The sequence below is a fragment of the Azospirillum halopraeferens DSM 3675 genome (assembly GCF_000429625.1).
Classification (GTDB): Bacteria; Pseudomonadota; Alphaproteobacteria; order Azospirillales; family Azospirillaceae; genus Azospirillum; species Azospirillum halopraeferens.
Map to the genome: position 1 here is coordinate 111,965 of NZ_AUCF01000001.1, position 20,041 is coordinate 132,005.

At 72.0% G+C, this 20,041-nt stretch carries 15 protein-coding genes; 7 read left to right on the forward strand and 8 right to left on the reverse strand.

Annotated elements, in window-relative coordinates:
- Positions 1-19 precede the first annotated feature (19 nt).
- Positions 20-1,957, reverse strand: coding sequence for a lytic transglycosylase domain-containing protein (locus G472_RS0100550; protein ID WP_245593347.1), 1,938 nt, complete (start codon positions 1,955-1,957; stop codon positions 20-22).
- Between the two features lie 81 nt (positions 1,958-2,038).
- Here G472_RS0100550 and dapA point away from each other — a divergent pair, with 81 nt between their 5' ends.
- The 6 genes from dapA to G472_RS30510 all read left to right on the forward strand — a co-directional run bounded on the left by dapA (position 2,039) and on the right by G472_RS30510 (position 6,338).
- Positions 2,039-2,914 carry a 4-hydroxy-tetrahydrodipicolinate synthase gene (gene dapA / locus G472_RS0100555; RefSeq protein WP_029007303.1) on the forward strand — a complete coding sequence of 292 codons (876 nt, stop codon included), beginning with the start codon at positions 2,039-2,041 and terminating at the stop codon, positions 2,912-2,914.
- Between the two features lie 32 nt (positions 2,915-2,946).
- Positions 2,947-3,423, forward strand: a complete 477-nt coding sequence (gene smpB, locus G472_RS0100560) for an SsrA-binding protein SmpB (protein ID WP_029006793.1) — start codon at positions 2,947-2,949, stop codon at positions 3,421-3,423.
- Positions 3,420-4,490, forward strand: coding sequence for a class I SAM-dependent methyltransferase (locus G472_RS0100565; protein ID WP_029006794.1), 1,071 nt, complete (start codon positions 3,420-3,422; stop codon positions 4,488-4,490). Before smpB ends, G472_RS0100565 begins: the two co-directional genes overlap by 4 nt.
- A gap of 4 nt (positions 4,491-4,494) precedes the next feature.
- The gene (locus G472_RS0100570; RefSeq protein WP_029006795.1) at positions 4,495-5,052 is read left to right on the forward strand and encodes a class I SAM-dependent methyltransferase; all 558 of its coding nucleotides are present in this window, start codon (positions 4,495-4,497) and stop codon (positions 5,050-5,052) included.
- A gap of 87 nt (positions 5,053-5,139) precedes the next feature.
- Positions 5,140-5,577, forward strand: a complete 438-nt coding sequence (locus G472_RS0100575; RefSeq protein WP_029006796.1) for an ArsC/Spx/MgsR family protein — start codon at positions 5,140-5,142, stop codon at positions 5,575-5,577.
- 65 nt (positions 5,578-5,642) lie between these two features.
- Positions 5,643-6,338: a c-type cytochrome gene (locus G472_RS30510; protein ID WP_156926942.1), complete on the forward strand. Its 696-nt coding sequence runs from the start codon at positions 5,643-5,645 to the stop codon at positions 6,336-6,338.
- Here G472_RS30510 and G472_RS0100585 read toward each other — a convergent pair.
- Positions 6,316-7,770: a cryptochrome/photolyase family protein gene (locus G472_RS0100585; protein ID WP_029006797.1), complete on the reverse strand. Its 1,455-nt coding sequence runs from the start codon at positions 7,768-7,770 to the stop codon at positions 6,316-6,318. The two genes, G472_RS30510 and G472_RS0100585, sit on opposite strands and share 23 nt — an antisense overlap.
- Positions 7,771-8,117: 347 nt before the next feature.
- Positions 8,118-8,783: a ligase-associated DNA damage response endonuclease PdeM gene (gene pdeM, locus G472_RS0100595; RefSeq protein ID WP_342667902.1), complete on the reverse strand. Its 666-nt coding sequence runs from the start codon at positions 8,781-8,783 to the stop codon at positions 8,118-8,120.
- 172 nt (positions 8,784-8,955) lie between these two features.
- On the opposite strand from pdeM, the gene G472_RS0100600 reads away from it, so the two are divergent.
- On the forward strand, positions 8,956-9,345 hold the full coding sequence (locus tag G472_RS0100600; protein WP_029006799.1) for a 2Fe-2S iron-sulfur cluster-binding protein: 390 nt from the start codon (positions 8,956-8,958) through the stop codon (positions 9,343-9,345).
- Between the two features lie 47 nt (positions 9,346-9,392).
- On the opposite strand, the gene fliG is transcribed toward G472_RS0100600, so the two are convergent.
- The 5 genes from fliG to G472_RS0100625 all read right to left on the reverse strand — a co-directional run bounded on the left by fliG (position 9,393) and on the right by G472_RS0100625 (position 19,910).
- Positions 9,393-10,415, reverse strand: coding sequence for a flagellar motor switch protein FliG (gene fliG, locus G472_RS0100605; RefSeq protein WP_029006800.1), 1,023 nt, complete (start codon positions 10,413-10,415; stop codon positions 9,393-9,395).
- A gap of 133 nt (positions 10,416-10,548) precedes the next feature.
- Positions 10,549-13,020: a ligase-associated DNA damage response DEXH box helicase gene (locus tag G472_RS30515; protein ID WP_051340093.1), complete on the reverse strand. Its 2,472-nt coding sequence runs from the start codon at positions 13,018-13,020 to the stop codon at positions 10,549-10,551.
- Positions 13,021-13,080: 60 nt separating this feature from the next.
- Positions 13,081-13,863, reverse strand: a complete 783-nt coding sequence (locus G472_RS0100615; RefSeq protein WP_035690594.1) for an oxepin-CoA hydrolase, alternative type — start codon at positions 13,861-13,863, stop codon at positions 13,081-13,083.
- Positions 13,864-13,982: 119 nt separating this feature from the next.
- Positions 13,983-16,286, reverse strand: a complete 2,304-nt coding sequence (locus tag G472_RS30520; protein ID WP_084536350.1) for a PAS-domain containing protein — start codon at positions 16,284-16,286, stop codon at positions 13,983-13,985.
- 132 nt (positions 16,287-16,418) lie between these two features.
- Positions 16,419-19,910 (reverse strand): response regulator, encoded by a 3,492-nt coding sequence (locus tag G472_RS0100625; RefSeq protein WP_029006802.1) that lies wholly within the window; start codon positions 19,908-19,910, stop codon positions 16,419-16,421.
- Positions 19,911-20,041: the final 131 nt, after the last annotated feature.

The window sequence follows — 20,041 nt, forward strand, 5'->3', positions numbered from 1 at the left end:
TCTTCAGATGCCGCCGGTATCAGCGCCGCAACTCCTTCACCAAGTCGAGGTCGGCGCGGCTGCCGTCCAGGCGTCCGCGGTAGACGATCAGCGCTTCCAGGACGCGCTGGACGTAGTTTCGCGTTTCGGAGAAGGGGATCATCTCGATCCAGTCGATGATGTCGATCCCCTGGCCGCGGGGATCGCCGTACTGGGTCAGCCACTGGGACACCCGTCCGGGTCCGGCGTTGTAGGCGGCGATGGCCAGGACGTGGGAGCCGTTGAAGCGGTCCAGCAGGTCGGCGATGTAGGCCGACCCCAGGCGCACGTTGTGGTCGGGATCGTTCAGCTTCGCAGGGGTGTGGGCGATGCCGAGCTGGCGCGCCACCAGTTGCGCCGTGCCGGGCATGAGCTGCATCAGGCCGCGGGCGCCGGCCGACGACACGATGGTGGGGTTGAAGGTGCTCTCCTGGCGGATGATCGCGTGGACCAGGGCCGGTTCGGGCCGGCTGCCGCGGTTGCTCAGCATGGGATAGCCGCCGTCCACGAGGAAGACGTGCTCCTGCGCCGCGTCCTTGGCGGCGGCGATGGCAAGGTCCGGGCGGCCGATGTCGCGGGCCAGCCGGGCGGCCAGCGCGTAGTCCTCCGGCGCCTTGGAATCCAGCGAGATACGGCGCACGAAGGCGGTGACGCGGGAGGCATCGCGCCCTTCGATCTGCGCCAGCAGGCGGGCGACCCGCACCAGCTCCCGCCGTTCGAAGGCCGCCGCGGCGTCGCGGGACACGGCGGGCTCGACAGGCAGGGCGGGGGCCGCACCCAGGGCGTTGGCCGCGAGCTGACCATAGAAGGTGGTGGAGAAGGCCGAGGCCGAGCGGAACCAGGTGCGGGCCTGCTCGCGGTCGCCCATCGCCTCGGCGGCACGGCCCGACCAGTAGGCGCCGCGCGCCTTGCTGATGGGGGCGCTGACCGAGCGGTGGAGCTTCTGGAAATGGGCGAACGCGTCGGACGGCCGGTTGAGGAAGCGCAACGCCAGCCAGCCCGCCAGGAACTCCGCGTCGGCGTGGGCCACGCCGTCTTCCTGCCGGTGGCCGGCGGCGATGCGGTAGGCCAGCGCGTAGTCGCCCTGTTCGATGGCGCGGCGCGCCAGGATGTGGCGCTCCGTCCACCAGGGGACGGAGCGGCCGGTATCGGAGGGCTGCGTCTGCAGCATCGCCACCGCCCCGTCCGTATCGCCGCGCTGGCGCCGGAAGCGCACGCGCTCGTAGATCAGGCCGGCGTCGTTGCGCAACGCGGCGGGCACGCGGGCCAGCAGCGCGTCGGCGTTGCCGCGGCCGGCGGCGATCCCCAGGCGCGCTTCGGCCAGCGCCCGGCGCCCTTCGTCCACCAGGGGGAACATGCGGCGGGCGGCATCCTCCTGCCGCTCCCACAGCAGGGAGTCCAGGCGCGCGGCGTGGTCCTGCGCGCGCAGCATGGCGCGGTAGCGGGACAGGAACGCTTGCTCATCCGCGGCACTGAAGGTGCTTCCGGTCCAGCGGGCGCGCACCAGGGTCAGCGCCCGCTCCCCGCGCCCCATGGCCACCAGAGCGTCGGCATAGCGCATGAAGCCGCGGTTGGTCAGGGGTGGGTTGTCGTCGAACCAGGCGATCACCCGGTCGTCGGGCAAGCTGTCGGGCATCACCGCCTCGGCGGCGCGGCGCAGGCCGGCCTGGTTGGGCCAGCCGGGATTCTCGCGCAGGAAGGCGGTGATCTCGGTGAAGCTGCCGCCGCCGGGGGAGGCGAGCTGCATCCAGCGGATGACCTTGGCGGGCAGCCGTTCGCGGGCACCGGCGGCGAGCCGGCCCGCCTCGTCGAAGCGGCCCCGCTCGGCGGCCAGCAGCGCCTCCTTGTAGGCGGCGGCCTCCGCACCCGACAGGGTGGCGGCGGCCGGCTGGGGGGCCGTGAGGGCGACGAACAGGCAGGCGAGCCCTGCGGCCAGCACGGTCCGGGCGCTCTTGCCCAGGCACAGCGGTGCGGCTAAGGTGCGCGACGCTTTTTTTGCAGTTCGACGGAGGTGGTTGGCATGTTTCACGGTTCCATCGTCGCTCTCCTGACGCCGTTCAAGAACGGCAAAGTCGACGAGGCCGCCTTCCAGTCCTTCGTCGACTGGCAGGTTCGCGAGGGCACCCACGGCCTGGTTCCCTGCGGCACCACGGGGGAATCCCCCACGCTCAGCCACGACGAGCATCGGCGCGTCGTGGAGTTGTGCATCGAGGCGGCCGGCGGCCGGGTGCCGGTCATCGCCGGCACCGGGTCCAACTCCACCGAAGAGGCGATCGCGCTCACCCGCCACGCCAGGGCGGCGGGCGCCGCGGCCGCGCTCGTCGTGACGCCCTACTACAACAAGCCGACGCAAGAGGGTCTGTACCAGCATTTCAAAGCGATCCATGACGCAGCGGGGTTGCCGATCATCATTTACAACATTCCGGGCCGCAGTGTCGTGGATATGTCGGTGGCGACGATGGCGCGGCTGGCGGAACTGCCCAACATCGTCGGCGTGAAGGACGCCACCGCCGACCTGGCGCGGCCGCTGCGCACGCGGGTGGAGATCGGGCCGGAGTTCTGCCAGCTCTCCGGCGAGGACGCGACCGCCATCGCCTTCAACGCCCAGGGCGGCGTCGGCTGCATCTCCGTCAGCGCCAACGTGGCGCCGGGCCTGTGCGCGGCGATGCAGGACGCCTGGCGCAGCGGCGATCTGAAGACCTGCTTCGCCCTGCGCGACCGGCTGATGCCGCTGCACCACGCCATGTTCGTCGAGACCTCGCCGGGTCCGGTGAAGTACGCCGCCAGCCTGCTCGGCAAGTGCACGGACGAGGTGCGGCTGCCGCTGGTGCCGGTGTCGGATGCGACGCGGCAGACGGTGCGCGAGGCCATGGTGACGGTCGGGCTGTTGTCCTGACCGGGACCACCGACATGGGAGGGGAGTGAGCCTTGGCCGCGCGCGAGCCGGAACCGAGGCGGATCGCGGCGCAGAACCGCCGGGCCCGCTTCGACTATTTCATCGAGGACACCCTCGAGGCCGGGATCATGCTGACCGGCACCGAGGTGAAGTCTCTGCGCTCGGGCAAGGCCTCCATCAACGAGGCCTATGCCGGGCTGAACCACGGCGAGCTGTTCCTGTTCAACGCCCACGTGCCCGAGTACGGGCAGGCCGGGCGCTGGCTGCAGCACGAGGTGCGGCGCCCGCGCAAGCTGCTGGTGCACCGGCGTGAGCTGAACAAGCTGATGGGGGCCATCAAGCAGAAGGGCGTCACCCTGGTGCCCATGTCGCTCTACTTCAACGACCGGGGCATCGCCAAGCTGCAACTCGGCGTCGCCACCGGCAAGAAGAAGGTCGACAAGCGCGAGACGGAGAAGGAACGCTCCTGGCAGCGCGACAAGGCCCGCCTGATGCGGGAGAAGGGGTGAGCCGCGGCGGCCGCCTGGCCGGGCGCGCCGGCGGTCGGGAGGCGGAGATCGCCGGCATGGCGGCCGACGCCCTGGCCGCCCTCGACCCGCCACCCGCCGGCCGTATCCTGGTGGCCGGCGACGCGGACGGGGCGGTGGAGCGGGCGCTTGCCGCCGCCGGTGCCACCGTCCTGCCCTGGCACCGCCTCGCCCTGAACGGCCGACCGGCGCTGCCCTGGCCCGGAGGGGCCGGGGAGGGCGGCGGGGCGGTCGACGGGGCGGTGTTGCGGCTGCCCCGCGGCTGGGGCGCCTTCGCCATGTCCCTGCACGCGCTGGCATCCCGGCTGACGCCCGGGGCGCCGCTGTGGATCTATGGCGGCAACGACGAAGGCATCACCTCCGTCGCCACCCGGCTGGAGGGGGTGGTGGCGGAGCCGGAAACGCTGACCGTCAAGCGCCGCGCCCGCCTGCTGCGCACCCGGCGCCTCGCCGGCGGTCCGCCGCCGCGGTCCGATCCGGAGGACTGGCGGGAGACGGTGGAGGTCGCGGTGCCGGGCCTGCCGGCGCCGCTGCCCCTGGTGTCCTACCCCGGCCTGTTCGCCCACGGACGGCTCGACCCCGGCACCGAATGCCTGCTGGGGGTGCTGCCGGATCTGCGCGACGGGCTGCGCGTGCTGGATTTCGGCTGCGGCGCCGGGGTGATCGGCCGCACCGTCCGGGAGCGCTGCGCCGGTGCCGATCTGACGCTGCTCGACGTGGATGCCCTGGCCCTGCACGCGGCACGGCAGAACGTTCCCGGCGCGGCCTGCGTCTTGAGCGACGGCTGGAGCGGCCTGGCACCGCGGGACCGCTTCGACCTGATCCTCTCCAACCCGCCGCTCCACCGCGGCAAGGAGGAGGATTTCGGCACCCTCGACGCCCTGGTGCGCGGTGCCGGGGAGCGCCTGCGTCCGGGCGGAACCCTGCTGGCGGTGGTGCAGCGCACGGCCGGGGCGGGGGCGCTGTTCAAGGCGGCCTTCGCCACCACCGAACTGCGCGCCGAGACGCCGCAGTATCAGGTGTGGTGCGGCGTGGCAGGGAGACGGTGAGGCTATGAAGCTCAACCTCGGGTGCGGCGGCAACAAGCGCGACGGCTACGTCAACGTCGACAAGTTTCCCCATTTCACCCCCGATGTGGTCTGGGATCTGGAGCGATTCCCCTGGCCGTTCGAGACGGACGGGGCGGAGGCGGTGGCTCTGACCCATGTCCTGGAGCATCTGGGCGGGCCGCCGGACGTCTTCATCGGGGTGATGAAGGAACTGCACCGGGTCTGCCGTGCCGGCGCCCGGATCGAGATCGTCGTGCCCCACCCGCGCAGCGACTCCTTCATCAGCGATCCCACCCATGTGCGGCCGGTGACGCTGGAGACCCTGTTCCTGTTCAACAAGGACTGGAACCGCGCCGTGCTCGCCGAGGGCAAGGCCAACACGCCGCTCGGCCTCTACCACGACGTCGATTTCGCGGTGACCAGGGTCGACCACCGCCTGACGCCGCGCTGGGCCGAACGCCTGACCTCCGGCCGGGTGAGCCAGGAGGAGCTGCGCGACGCCATGGACACGTACAACAACGTCATTGAGGAAACGCTGTACGTGCTGGAGGTCCGCAAGTAGCGTCCCCTTCGCCCGCCCGATGCCCCTTCACAGAGAAGGGTTGTTCCGCTATGGTCAATTAATCTCATTCCAAGTAGGGGTATTCCCATGGCGGAGGTGACCTTCTACGGCCTGGCCGACTGTCCGGCCAACGCCAAACAGATCCGGCAGCTCGCCGCAGCGGGGCACACGGTGGCGGTGCGAGACCTGGCGGCGGAATCCTGGACCCGCGAGACCCTGCGGCCCTGGTTCGGCGACCGCCCGGTGGAGGAGTGGTTCAACCGGCGCGCCCCGGCGGTGAAGAGCGGCGCGGTGGACCCCGCGGCCCTGGACGAGGCGGCGGCCCTGGATGCCATGATCGCCGACCCCACCCTGATCCGCCGTCCGCTGATCGGGGCCGGCGGCCGCCGCGAAGCCGGGTTCGATCCCAACCTGCTCAACGCCTGGATCGGCCTCGCGCCCACCGGTGAAAGCTGCGACGACAAGCACGCCCGCGGCGTGTGCGATCATGGCCACCATCACATGCCGTCCCGTCCGGCGGCCTGAACGGGGAACCCCCCGGCACCGGCGGCGTTGCCCTGTCGAACACGGTTTCGGCAGGGGGAACGCGGGTGCGCCATCGCATTGCGGGGACGATGCTGGCCCTGGCCGCCGCGGCGGGAAACGCCGCGGCGATGGAGGGTGACGTCGAGCGCGGGCGCGCCGTGGTCGTCGGGGCACCGCCATCGGCGTGGGAGACGCGGCCCAACCGGGACGTCTCCTGCCTGGCGTGTCACGGCATCCTCGGGGCGGGCGATGCCGGCGCCGCCTATCCGCGTCTCGCCGGTCTGGCGCCGTTCTATATGTACAAGCAGCTCAAGGATTACGCCACCGGGCGCCGCCGCAACGCCCTGATGGAACCAATCGCCCGCGCCCTGGGGGATGAGGCGATGCGGGACGTGTCGGTCTTCTACGGCGCGCAGGACATCGGCTTCGGCCCGCCGCCGCCGGCGTCGCCGGAGCTTCTGGCCGCCGGCCGGGCCATCGCGCGGGACGGTATTCCCGAACGCGGGGTTCAGCCCTGCGCCGTCTGCCACGGCGCGCAGGGTGAAGGCATTCCGCCGGCCCTTCCGGCGCTGGCGGGGCAGCACGCCTCCTACCTGGAAGACCAGCTTCTGCAATGGAAGCGGGGGCAGCGCGACAACGATCCCCTGGGCTCCATGGCCGCCATCGCCGAACGGCTGACCGCCGACGAGGTGCGGGCGGTGTCGGTCTGGTACGCCACGCAGCGGCCGCCTGACACCGTCAGTTCCGCCCCGCCGCCTTGATCCCTTCGTAGGCCAGCAGCGCCCGGTCGCGGGCGGCCGGGTGGTCGAGGATGGGGTGCGGGTAATCCGTGCCGAGGCGAACCCCGGCGGCGGCCAGCACGTTCGCGGGCGCGGCCCATGGCTTGTGGATCCAGGCCGCGGGCAGATTCCGCAGTTCCGGGACATGGGCGCGCACATAGGCGCCGTCGGGGTCGAACTTCTCCCCCTGCAGGACCGGGTTGAAGACGCGGAAGTAGGGCGCTGCGTCGGCACCGCAGCCGGCCACCCACTGCCACCCTGCGGCGTTGTTGGCGGGGTCGGCATCGACCAGCGTGTCGCGGAACCACGCCTCGCCCGCCTGCCAGGGCACCAGCAGGTCCTTCACCAGGAACGACGCGGTGATCATCCGCACCCGGTTGTGCATCCAACCCGTCCGCCAGAGCTGGCGCATGCCCGCGTCCACGATGGGGAAGCCCGTGCGCCCGCGCTGCCAGGCGCGCAGGCCGGCGGGATCATCCCGCCAGGGGAACGCGGCGAAGCGCGGGTCCAGGGGCGTGTCGGCCATCGCGGGAAACGCGTGCAGCAGGTGGTGCGCGAACTCCCGCCAGCCCAGCTCCCGCAGGAAGGCGTCCACGCCCGGCGCCAGGTCCGGCCGCACGCCGGCGGCCATGCGCGCGGCCTGCCAGATCTGGCGCGGTCCGATCTCGCCCCGCGCCAGATGGGGCGACAGGCGCGACGTGGCGGGCCGGTCCGGACGATCCCGGTCGCTCTTGTAGGTCGCCACCGGGCCGTCGAGAAAGTCCGCCAGCGCCGCGCGCGCCGCCGCCTCGCCGGGGCTCCACGCGGCGCGCAGCCCGCCGGCCCAGTCCGGCGCCGTCGGCCGCAACCCCCAATCCTCCGGCCGATCGCCGGCCACCGGCCGCGGCGGCCCGATGAGGGCGGCGGGGGCGGGCAGGGGGGCGGCGGGGGGCGGCCCCGACAGGCAGCGGCGCCAGAAGGGGGTGAAGACCCGGAACGGCGTGCCGGTGGCGCTGCGCACCTCCCACGGCTCGAACAGCAATGACGCGTTGAAGCTCGCAGCCCGCAGGCCACGCTGCCGCAGGTCGGCCTTGATGGCGCGGTCGCGGGCCACGCCGGCGGGGTCGTAGCGCCGGTTCCACAGAACCGTGCCGGCCCCCGTCTCCTCCACCAGATGCCGGATCACCGCGGCCGGATCGCCGCGCCGCAGCACCAGCGGCGTCCCGAGGCGCTGCAACCCCGCGGCGAGCGCCTCCAGGGACCCGTGCAGCCACCAGCGCGATGCGGCCCCGTCCGTTCCATCCTCTTCAGCAATGAACAGGGGAATGACCGGCGCGCCGGAATCGGCGGCGGCGGACAGGGCGGGGTTGTCGGCCAGGCGAAGATCGCGGCGGAACCAGACGATCACGGGTGCGGGATTCGGTACGGTGGGCAAGCGGGTGCTCTCCGGTGTTCAGGTCCATCGCGGCGGGCTCACCGGTCCCGCGCCGGGGTCCGGTGGAGCACCGACGGGCGATACGCAGCCGACGGTGCGCCGGATCGCGTGCGTCGGCGGGAATTTTGTCGCAGGGCCGGCCTTGCGCATCGTCAATGCCGCGCCGCCCCGGCCGTCCCACGGTGGGTCCGCCGCCCCGCGGGGGGCGTGCCCGATCCCGAGGAGGTCAGCGATGCATTTCGACACCCCGACCTACATTGCGCTTGCCGGTGCCGTCAGCGTGTTCGTCGTCACCATCGGCGTGTTCGTGTTCCTGCTGACCCGCAAGGGCAAGTAGGCGCCGCCGCTCATCCCCCGTCCGGCGCCAGGCGGGCGGCGGGAAACCGGTGCACCCGGCCGCGGGCCAGCAGGTGCACCTCGAACGGCCGGGCCAGCACGCCGTCCAGCGCGGGGTCGAGCACGTTCAGGCCGCCGGCGTAGGCGCCGAAGGCGGGCAGGATCAGTCGCCGGCCATCCCCGGCGAAGCAGCGGTCCCGCACCCGCCGACCGGAAACCCGGATGGCGGCAACGGGGTGAAAATGCCCCGACACCTCGCCGACCGCACCCGTCTCGGCCCGGTGGCGGAAGATGAGGGGCCCCGCGCGCACCTCTGCGGCAGCCGTTCCGCCGAGCCCGGCCGGCGGGCGGGGATCATGGTTGCCGGTGATCCACACCCATTCCGTCAGGGCCGTGAGGTGCGCCAGCCGTGCCCGATCCGCCCCGTCCAGGCGCGCGGCGGCGTCCGCGTCGTGGAAGCTGTCGCCCAGGCACAGCACCCGGCGCGGGCGCAGACGCTCGATCACCGCCTGCAGGCGCTCCAGGGTGGCGCGCGTGTCGTAGGGCGGCAGCAACCGCCCGTGCCGCGCGAAGTGGGACCCTTTCTCCAGATGCAGGTCGGCGACGGCCAGGGTCTCCCCGGCCGGCCACAGCAACGCACCCGACGGATCGGCGGTCAGACGCTCCCCCGCCAGCACCAGCGCCGTCCCTGCGGTGTCCGATGTCGGACACGCTTCGTGCGCGCTGTGTGGGGTTGCGGACAGGTGGGATCTCGCGGTGCCGGTCACGGCGGCCAATATCCTTATTTCTTTTGTGGGCATGGCGCTTGCAATCGCGCGGGCATCACAACCTGCAACGGAGGAAACCGCCATGGCAACCGTCACCTTCTCCGGTCCCACCATGGACAAGGACATCACCGTCTACGCGGTGGCCGGCGACACCGGCACGCTGTTGGCGCTGGCTCGCAAGCACGACATCCCGATCCCCTTCCAGTGCCAGGACGGGGAGTGCGGGAGCTGTCTGGTGAAGATCACCCAACTGGACCACAAGGCGCCCATGGCCGTCGACCTGACCGAAAAGGAGAAGGTCACCCTGTCGGTGAACGGCAAGCTGAGCAAGGAGTTGCTGCACGCGGCCGAGAACGACCACCGCCCGCCGCCCTACCGCCTGGCCTGCCAGTACATCGTCCGCGACGAGACCATCCTGGTGCAGTTCTCCGGCGAACCGGGGGTCGAGATCGACCTGCGCAAGGGCAAGTGACCCCGGCGGGGGGCGGGGTACGGTGCTGCCCCGGCCCCCCCGCGCCATCAGTAGATCAGTTCGTTCTCGCCGCCGCCCTCGGAGATGACGATCTCGCCGCGGGCGGCGAGGTCCTTGGCGAGCTGGACCATGTACATCTGGGATTCGTCCACCTCGCGCACCCGCACCGGGCCCATGGCGGCCATGTCCTCGCGCAGGATCTTGGCGGCGCGTTCCGACATGTTGGAGAAGAACAGGTCCTTCAGCGTCTCCGACGCGCCCTTCAGGGCGGTGCCCAGCTTCGACTTGTCGACGTTGCGCAGCAGGGTCTGGACGCCGGACGGGTCGAGCTTGGACAGGTCCTCGAAGGTGAACATCAGCGCCTTGATGCGCTCGGCGCTGTCGCGGTTGCGTTCCTCCAGCGCCGCCATGAAGCGATGTTCGGTGGTGCGGTCCAGGCCGTTGAAGATCTCCGCCAGCATTTCGTGGCTGTCGCGCCGGGTGGTGCGGGCGAGGTTGGTCATGAACTCGGTGCGCAGGGTGCGCTCCACGTCGTCCAGAACCTCCTTCTGCACCGCCTCCATGCGCAGCATGCGCATGATCACTTCCATGGCGAAACTCTCGGGCAGCAGGGTCAGAACCCGGCCGGCATGTTCCGGGCGCACCTTGGACAGCACCACCGCCACGGTCTGCGGGTACTCGTTCTTCAGATAATTGGCGAGCACCGTCTCGTTCACGTTGCCCAGCTTGTCCCACATGGTGCGGCCGGCGGGGCCGCGGATCTCCTCCATGATCGCGTCGACCTTGTCCTTGGGCAGGGTCTTCAGCAGGAGGCGTTCGGTGGAATCGAAGGTGCCGACCAGCGAGCCGGTGGCCGACATCTGCTCGGCGAACTCGACGAACAGGCGTTCGATGATGTTGGCGGACACGGTGCCCAGGTTGGCCATGACCTGGGACAGCTCCTTGATCTCCTCGTCGTCCATCATGGAGAAGAGCTTGCTGGCGTGCTCTTCCCCCAGCGCGAGCATCATGATTGCCGCCTTTTCGGGACCGGTGAGGGTGCGATAGTCCTCACGCACCTTGAGCGCCATGCCGAGCCTCCATCGAGCCGCGCCGTACGGGCGCGGCGGTACCGTTCACTTCGTATGGTGAATATTGGCGAAAAGCCCGGCGGACGTCTACGGCGCGGCGAGTGTTGCACCGTGCGATTTTCGTGCCATCGAGTCACAATGGCAACACGCCCTGTCCGTCCGCTCCGTCCGGCGGCCCGCCGGGGTCGATCATGGCCTCGGCCACCAGCTCGGCCGCCGCCCGTTCCAGCAACTCGTCGGTGGCCGCGCCGTGGACCTGTTCGCGCCCGATCTCCAGGATCACCGGCACGGCGAGCGGCGAGATGCGGTCCAGGTCCTTGTGGATGATGCGGCCGCGCACCCGGTTCAGGAAATCGGAGACGCGCCGCACGTCCGTCAGCCCGGCGGCCGCATCGGCGCGGGTGGCGCGCAGCAGCACATGGCCGGGGTCGTGCTTGCGCAGCACGTCGTAGATCAGGTCGGACGAAAAGGTGACCTGCCGCCCCGTCTTCTCCTGCCCCGGATGGCGGCGGTCGATGACCCCGGCGATCAGCGCCACGTTGCGGAAGGTGCGGCGCAGCATCGAGGACTCCTCCATCCACGCCTCCAGATCGTCACCCAGCATGTCCCGGTCGAACAGCGCGTCGAGGTCGGGCGGGGAGCGCAGGCTCCACACCGCCAGCACATAGTCGGTGGCCACGAAGCCCAGCGGCCCCAGCCCGAACCGCTCCATGCGCCGGGTCAGCAGCATGCCCAGCGTCTGGTGGGCGTTGCGCCCCTCGAACGCATAGGCGACCAGGAAGCGCTTGCCGTTGCGCGGGAAGGTCTCGACCAGCAACCCGTCGCGGTCGGGCAGGGCGGAGCGGCGGCGTTGCAGCCTCAGCCATTCCCGCACGTCGTCGGGCAGGCCGGGCCACGTCACCGGATCGGCCAGCAGGGCGCGCACGCGGCGGGCGAGCTGCGTGGTCAGGGGCAGCCGGCCGCCGGCATAGGCGGGCACCTTGGGCAGGCCCTGGCCGCCCCGGGCGACCCGCGCCTCGGTCTCCTTCACGCCCAGGAACTTCAGGAGCTGTCCGGCGAAGACGAAGGTGTCGCCGGGGGTGAGCTGCTGGATGAAATATTCCTCCACCTCCCCCAGCACGGGGCCGCGGTTCAGGCGCACCCGCACCATCGCCTCCTGCACGATGGTGCCGACGTTCAGGCGGTACTGCCGCGCCACCCGGGCGTCCGCCACCGCGACGCGGCCGTCGTCCAGGACCTTCAGGCGCCGGAACCGCTCGTACGCGCCGAGCGCGTATCCGCCGGTGGCCACGAAGTCGAGCACGTCGTCGAAGGTGTCGCGGGGCAGGTCGGCGTAGGGTGCGGCGCGCGTCACCTCGGCGTAGAGGTCGTCGGGATGGACGGGTCCGGCGCAGGCCATGCCCAGCATGTGCTGCGCCAACACGTCCAGCCCGCCCGGCCGCACCGGCGCGCCGTCCAGGTCACGGGCGGCAACCGCGTCGCAGGCGGCGCGGCACTCCAGCACCTCGAACCGGTTGGCGGGCACCAGCAGGGCGCGGCTCGGCTCGTCCAGCCGGTGGTTGGCGCGGCCGATGCGCTGCACCAGCCGGCTCGCCCCCTTGGGCGCGCCGATCTGCACCACCAGGTCCACCGCGGCCCAGTCGATGCCGAGATCCAGCGACGAGGTGGCGACCACCGCCCGCAGATCGCCACGGGCCATCGCCGCCTCCACCTTGCGCCGCTGCTCCACCGCCAGGGAACCGTGGTGCAGGGCGATGGGCAGGGTGTCCTCGTTGCGCCGCCACAGCTCCTGGAAAACCAGTTCCGCCTGGGCGCGGGTGTTGACGAACAGCAGCGTGGTGCGGTGGGCGCGGATGCGCTCGTACAGCTCCCCCATGGCGTGGACGGCCAGGTGGCCGGCCCAGGGCAGCCGTTCGCGGGTGGCCAGGATCTCCACCGCCGCCTCCGCCCCGGCGCGGCCGTGGACCGGTCGCACGTCACCGTGGTCGGCGCGGCCGCCGCGCGACAGCCAGGCCAGCAGCGGCGCCGCCTCGGCGACGGTCGCCGACAGGCCGACCCGCCGGGCCGCCGGGGCGTGGATGCTCAGCCGGGCGAGGCCGAGAGCCAGCAGATCGCCCCGCTTGGTCCCGGCCAGCGCGTGCAGTTCATCGACGATGACGCAGCGCAGGTGCCGGAAGAGGGCCGGCGCGTCGGCGTAGGACAGCAGCAGCGCCAGGCTTTCCGGAGTCGTCATCAGGATGTGCGGCGGGTGGCTGCGCTGGCGCCGCCGGCGCGCTTCGGGCGTGTCGCCGGTGCGCGTCTCGGCCCGGATGGGCAGCCGCATCTCCGCCACCGGGGTTTCCAGGTTGCGCTGCACATCCACCGCCAGCGCCTTGAGCGGCGAGATGTAGAGGGTGTGCAGCCCTTCGCGCGGGCGTTCCCACAGATCGATCAGGCTGGGCAGGAACCCCGCCAGGGTCTTGCCGCCGCCGGTGGGGGCGATCAGCAGCGCCGAGTCGCCGCGCGCGGCCGCCTCGACCATGGCGATCTGGTGGTCATGGGGCGACCACCCGCGGGAGCGAAACCAGGCCGTGACGTTGGCGGGAAGCGGGGAGGGCGGCGTCATGGACCGGGCGGCGGCCGATCCTCCCCCGCCGGGCGGCGGAGGAGGACCGGACCGTCGCGATCACCCCTTGTTGAACTCCGGCGGCCGCTTGGCGAAGAAGGCGGAGATGCCTTCGCCGGCTTCCGGATGGTGCAGAGCTTCGACGAACAGGTCGCTTTCCCGGGCAAGCTGGGTGGCGAAGTTGCCGTAGGCCAGTTCCAGCAGCTTCTTGGCGCGGCCGATGGCGGCGGTGGGGCCGGCCGCCAGCCGGTCCGCCCAGGCCATCGCCTCCGCCAGCGCGCCGCCCGGCGGGGTGAGGCGGTTGACCACGCCCAGCGCGTGCAGGCGGGACGCCGCCACCGGTCCGCCGTCGAACATCAGCTCGGCGTAGAGCTGGGGCGGCAGGGCGCGCGACAGGGACACGGAGGCGCCGCCGTCCGCGTTCAGGCCGACGCGGACATAGGCGGTCAGGAAGGTTGCATCCTCCGCCGCGACGATCAGGTCGGACGCCAGCGCCAGCGAGAATCCGGCCCCGGCGGCCGGCCCTTCGACGGCGGCGATGATGGGCTTCGGGCATTCGCGCATGGCGCGCACCCAGGAGTGGAAGCGTTCGATCGAATCACGGTTCTCGGACCGCGACTTGTTGGCATGGTCGTACAAGCGGGTGAGGTGCCCGCCCGAACTGAAGACACCGCCGGCCCCGGTCAGCACCAGGGCGCCGATGCCGTCGTCGTGCGCCGCCTCAACCACCGTTTCGCGCGCGCGGCCCATCATGTCGAGGCCGAGGGCGTTGCGATTCGCCGGGTCGGTCATGGTGAGGACGAGGACACGCCCCTTGCGCTCCACGTCAAGATGCTCGGACATACGAGTTCCTCCCCCGCTTGGTTGTCGGTTGCCGGGAGTCTGCCAGCTTTCGCGGTTGCGACCAAGGTGCCATAGGGACGCGGGAACCCGGCCTTTGTGCAGAGGCGAACCGGAGCGTCTTACGCCGCCTCGCGGCGGGGGGTGGCCGGCAGGGTGCAGTGGACACGCAGGCCATGGCCGGGGCCGTCGTCCACGTCCATGCGGCCGCCGTGCAGTTCGATGATGTTGCGCACCAGCGACAGGCCGAGGCCGCTGGCGCCGCCGTCCGCCGCGTGGTGCTCCGCCGCCGGGACGGCGGCCGGGCCGCAGCCGCCGTCGCCGACGCTGAGCACCACGTTCGCCGGCGTGCGGCGTGCGGACAGCACGATGCGGCCGTCGCCCGGCGGGTGCCGGATGGCCGAGACGACCAGGTTGAACAGGGCCTGCTTCAGCCGCTTCTCGTCACCGTCGATGTGGCCGAGGTCGCCGTCGGCGACCACCTCCAGGCGCATGCCCTCGCGCCGCGCCCATTCCCGTGTCAGGCCGGCCACCGATTCCAGCAGGCCGGGGAGGTCGACCGGCCCGTGGTCCAGGGTGGTCACGCCGGCGCCGATGCTGGTGAGGTCGACCACGTCGTCCACCAGGGTCAGCAGCCGCTCGCCGGCGTCCAGCACCGCCTTCACATACTCCGCCTGGCGGGCGTTGAGGGTGCCGAAATACTCGTTCGACAGCACCTCGGCAAACCCGATGATGCTGTTGAGCGGCGTGCGCAGATGGTGGGAGACGTTGGCGATGAACTCCGACTTCAACTGGTCCGCTGCCTCCAGCGAGGCGTTGGCGGCGCGCAGGGCCTGCTCCAGCCGGGCGCTGTCGGTGACGTCGAGATAGCTGATGAGCACGGCCCCGTCGGGCAGGGGAACGGTGGAGAACTCGACGACCGACCCGTCGGTGCGCTCCAGCCGGCCCGACCGCTCGACCCGTTCCAGGGTCGCGCCGATCATCTCGTCCTTCAGTTCGTCCCAGTCGCCGCCGCTGTCGAGGAAGGGCTGCATGCGGTCGAACACCTCGCCGATGTGCGGCTCGCCGCGCAGGTCGGCGTCGCGCAGATCCCACAGCCGGGCGAAGGAGGGATTGCACAGCTTCAGGCGGCCGTCGCCGCCGAACACCGCGATCCCCTCGGCCAGGTTGTCCAGCGTCTCCTGCTGGACGGCGATCAGGGTGTTGTAGGACGACTCCAGGGCCAGCGTGTTGGTGACATCCTCCGTCACCACGATCAGCCCGCCCAAGGGGTGCGGCGCCACCAGTTCGCGCAGGGCCGTGCCGTCGGGCAGGTGCAGAAGTTCTTCCGCCGTGTCGATCAGCCCCGTGTAGCGGGCCAGCCGCTCCCGCTTGAAGCCCCGGAAGTCGGCGTGTTCCGGCAGCTTGCGGCGGGAGCGCAACTCTTCCAGCAGTTCGGAATGGGTCGGCTCGCCGCGCAGGAACCCCTCGTCCAGGTCCCACAGGCGCACGTAGGCCTGGTTGTAGAAGCGCAGCCGGGTGTCGGCGCCGAACACGCTGATGGCGGCCCCCAGCCGTTCCAGCACCTCGGCGTTGGCGGTGATGTGGCGTTCCAGTTCGGTGCGCAGATCCTCCTGCGCGGTCAGGTCCAGGGCGTGGCCCACCACCATGACCCCGGCGCCATCGGCGACGGGCAGGGGGGCTTCCGTCACCTCCAGCAGGCGCCGCTCGGTGCCGATCACCACGGGCACCCGTTCCGACTGGGCGAACCCGTTGGCGCGGGCCCGCTCCGCCAGCGCCCGGCCGGTTCCGCCGGGCAGCAACTCGCGCCCTTCGGCGACCGCCTGCCCGGCGTCGGCGTCGACGGCGCGGGCGAAGGCACGGTTGCACCAGGCAATGGCAAGCCCGGAGCCGTCACCGCCGTGGCGCAGCCATACCGGAACGGGCAGGGCGTCGAGGGCGGCCCGCAGGTCGCGCACCTCCTCCAGCGCCCGGTCGCGTGCCGCAGCGGCCGCATCGACGGCGGCACGATCGTCACTGACGTCGTGAATCCACACGACATTCCGCACCGCAGCGTTCCCGGCGCCGCCGCGCATCCCTGACAGAATCAGGCGCCGGCCGCCGGTGTCCACCGTCTCCAGACGGAAGCCGGCACCGGTGTCCCGCAAGGCTCGAACCGCTCCGGTCACCGCCGCCGCCGCCGGCGGCGTCAGGCGGACGATGAGAGAATCGAGGCCATCCTGTCCGTCGTCGACCGCGACGTAGCGGAGCGGGCAGGCGTCCAGCGCCGCTTCCAGCCGGGCGGTCCCCGCGTCGGCACGGTCGGCGCGCTGCCGCTCGCGGTTGCCGGACCAGACGAGCGCTCCCCATCCGCAGGCGGCCGCGGCGATGGCGGCGACGGTCGCGACGGTGCCGCCGGCGACGGCCGGCAGGCCGATACCGATCATGATCCCGAGTGCCGAGAGGGCCGGGAGGTATGGCCTGGTCCGGAGCGTCACGGGCCAGAGACTAGTCCACCCGCACCGGCCGGACAAGCACGGGTGATCATTCGGATTTCGGACATTCGGACGCTGGTGCGATCAGTCCACAGTCTCCGCGTCCGGTTGCAGGTGGGCGATGGCTTCGGCAACGGCGGGGAACTCCCGCCGCACGGCCGCGATGGCGGTCCGCACCGCCGCCGCATCACCCGCGTGCAGGGCGAGTTCCAGGTCCGAGCACGCGCCGGCCAGCGCCGCCGCCCCGGCGGTGCGGGCGGCACCCGCGGCGGCGTGGACGGGCGACCGGGCATCCGCCGGCGCGCCGCGGGCGATGGCGTCCTCCGCCTCGGCGATCAGCGGGCCGGTCGTTTCGATGAAATAGCGCAGCAGGCCCACCGCGGCTCCGTCGAGGGCGCCGAAGACGCTTCGCACATGGTCGAGGTCGAGAACCGGCCGGCGGTCGTCCGGTGCCGCCTGCGGCGCGACCGCCGCCGTCCCTTCGCCGAGCCACCGGTTGAGCGCGGCGGCAAGCTGGCCCAGCGTCACCGGCTTGGCGATGTAGTCGTCCATGCCGGCGGCGGTGCAGCGCTCCATCTCTCCGGCCAGGGCGTTGGCCGTCATGGCGACGATGGGCACCCGCCGGCCGTCGCCGGCGGCGCGTTCCGCCGCCCGGATCTGGCGGGCCAGCTCGTAGCCGTCCATGTGAGGCATGTGGCAGTCGGTGATCAGCAGGCGGAACGGGCGGTCGCGCCAGGCCGCAAGGGCCCCGATGCCGTCGCCTGCCAGTTCCGCCTCGTAGCCGAGCCGGCGGAGCTGGCGCAGGATGACCTCCTGGTTGGTCGGATGGTCCTCCGCCACCAGGATGAGGCTTTCCCCCGGCGCGGGCACCGCCACGGGAACCGTCGCCGGCCCGCCGTCGGTTGCCGCCGTTGCCGCGGGGCGCCCGGCCAGGCGTGCGACCGTGGCGAACAGGGCGGCCCGGCGGACCGGCCGGACCATCGCCTCGCCGGCTGCCCCCCGCAGGTCGGGAACGGTGTCGCGGGTGTCGGCCAGCAGCAGAATCGGCGGCACCTGTAGTCCCGCCGCGCCGAGGCGCGACAGGACGGTCCCGGCGTCGGCGTCGGGAAGCCGGGCGGCCAGCACCAGCACGTCCGGAGTCGCCAGTTCCATCAGTTCCACCACCTCCTCGGCGGTTGTCGCGTCGGCGACCGCTGCCCGCCGGGCTTCCAGGTAGTGCAGCAGCGCCGACCGCTGCGCCGGCTCCCCCTCCGCCACCAGAACGGACAGGCCGGACAGGTCGGGCTCCGCTGCGGCCGGGGCGCCCGGGCCGGCCGTCAGTTCCACCGTGAACCAGAAGATGGACCCGCGCCCGGGGGCCGACACGACGCCGATGCGGCCCCCCATCATCTCCACCAGCCGGCTGCAGATGGCCAGCCCCAGACCGGTGCCGCCGAACCGGCGGGTGGTGGAGCTGTCGGCCTGGCTGAAGGGCTGGAACAGCCGCGCCTGCCCTTCCGGGCTGATGCCGATGCCGGTGTCCTCCACCTCGAACCGCAGGGCGACGGCGCCGGCAGGGGCGCGGCCGCAGGCCATGGCGCGCAGCACCACGCGACCGGAGTCGGTGAACTTGATGGCGTTTCCCGTGAGGTTGAACAGGATCTGGCGCAGGCGTCCGGGGTCGCCGCGCACCAGGGCGGGCACCGCGGCGTCCACGTGGCAGACCAGGGCCAGCGCCTTGCGCTGGGCCTGCGGCGCCAGCAGGTCGGCCACGCCCTCGACCAGGTCGACCGGCGACAGGTCCAGTTCCTCCAGGTCGAGCTTGCCGGCCTCGATCTTCGACAGGTCGAGGATGTCGTCGATGATGCGCAGCAGCGCCGTGGCGCTGTCCCGCACCGTGGTCACCAGGGCCCGCTGCTCGGCGTTCAGCGGCGTCAGCGCGATCAGTTCCAGCATGCCCATCACCCCGTTCATCGGGGTGCGGATCTCGTGGCTCATGGTCGCCAGGAACTCCGACTTCGAGCGTGCGGCCACCTCCGCCTGCTCCTTGGCGGCGAACAGCACCTCCTCGGCCTGCTTGCGCTCGGTGATGTCGTAGCTCCAGGCGAGGATCGCCGGCTGGCCCTCGAACTCGGTGCGCTGGACGGTTTGCAGGGCCCACACCCGGCTGCCGTCGGGGCGGTCCACCGCCACCTCCACGTCGCGGGCGATGACTCCGGTCTCGCCCGCCCCGGTGTCGGCCCGCACCGCACCGGGCAGCGCGGCACCGGCCGCCGCCAGGGCGTGGCGGCGGCCGACGAAGGCGTCGGTGGGCATGCCGGCCATCTCGGCGGCGCGCGCGTTGGCGAACAGCATCGTACCGTCGGCGCGTCCGATGGAGACGCCCACCGGGCTCTGCTCCAGGATCGCCCTCAGGCGCCGTTCGCTTTCCAGCAGGTCGCGTTCGCGCGCCTTGATGGTGCTGACGAAGAACTGCAGGGCGCGCGCCATGTCGCCGATCTCGTCGCGCCCGCGGGTGGGGATGGAGACGGTTCGGCCGGACTCGTGGGCCACCATGGTGGATTGCAGGATGCGCAGCCGGCGCACCACGTTGCGGTGGATGTAGAAGAAGATGCCGGCCGCCCCCAGGATCGAGAAGGCGGCCATGGCGACGATCGCCCGCTCGCCGTCGCGGATGACCTTCTCGAACTCGTCGGAGCGGCGGGCGATGTCCTGTTCGACGGCCAGGAAGTAGTCGGACACCGCCGCCACCAGCCGGTCCGACACGTTCTGGTTCCGCGTGACGGCGCCCTTGATGGCGCGGTGCAGAACGATCTCGCCGCTGCGGCTGGCGAACACGTTGGTCTCGCCCAGGCCGAGGGCGCTGAGTTCCCGGTGCAGCGGCTCCAGCCGGCGGGCCACCGGTGCGGGCAGGGCGGTCAGCTCCCCCGCCGCGCTCTCCAGCGCCTCGCGGTAGTCGCGCCGGGCGCGATCCACCCGCGCCTCGTGCTCGGCACGGGTGGCGGCCAGCAGGACGGTCAGCGCCCGGGAGGCCCGATCGGCCCAGCGCAGCACACCCCGTTCGCCGGTCGCCAGGGCGTCGGCGGAACCGGCCGCGTCGTCCAGCAGAGACCCCGTCGCCGCGCGCAGGCGGCGGTCGAGGTCGAGGATGCGGGTCGACAGCTCGGCCGTCCGGGCGGCGATGGTGAGCTGGCGCTCCACCAGTATGTTGAGCGACCGCAGGTTCTCCACCAGCTCGTTTTTGCGGCGGTCCAGCTCCGCCAGGTCGGCCGCGTCGCCGCCGTGGATGCGCAGCCGTTCCATCAGGTCTTCGAGGAGCGCGATCTGGTCGGTGATGCGGGCCATCACCGCTTCGCGCACCGACTGGCTCTGCACCGCGACCAGGGCCGGAGCGTTGGCGGCGATGGTGCCGGTCTGCTGGGCAAGCTGCGAGGCGCTCACCAGGCCCGGCACCTTGGCGGTGGCGATCTGTTCGAACCCGTCATGGAAGCGCGCGAACAGGGAGACGGCGACGACCCCCGTCGCCGCGGTCAGGCCGCCGATCACCGTCAGGCCGGCAAGGATGCGAAAGGCCACGCCCAGGCGAGGGAACCGCACGAGCTATCGCGCCTCCCGGCGGTGACCGCACCGCCGCATCGAAAGATAAAGACGGGCGGGCGGTCCCGCTGCCGAAGAGATCGCCGTCCAGATACCATGCGCCGCGGGCACCGTGCAATTCGCCGCACCCC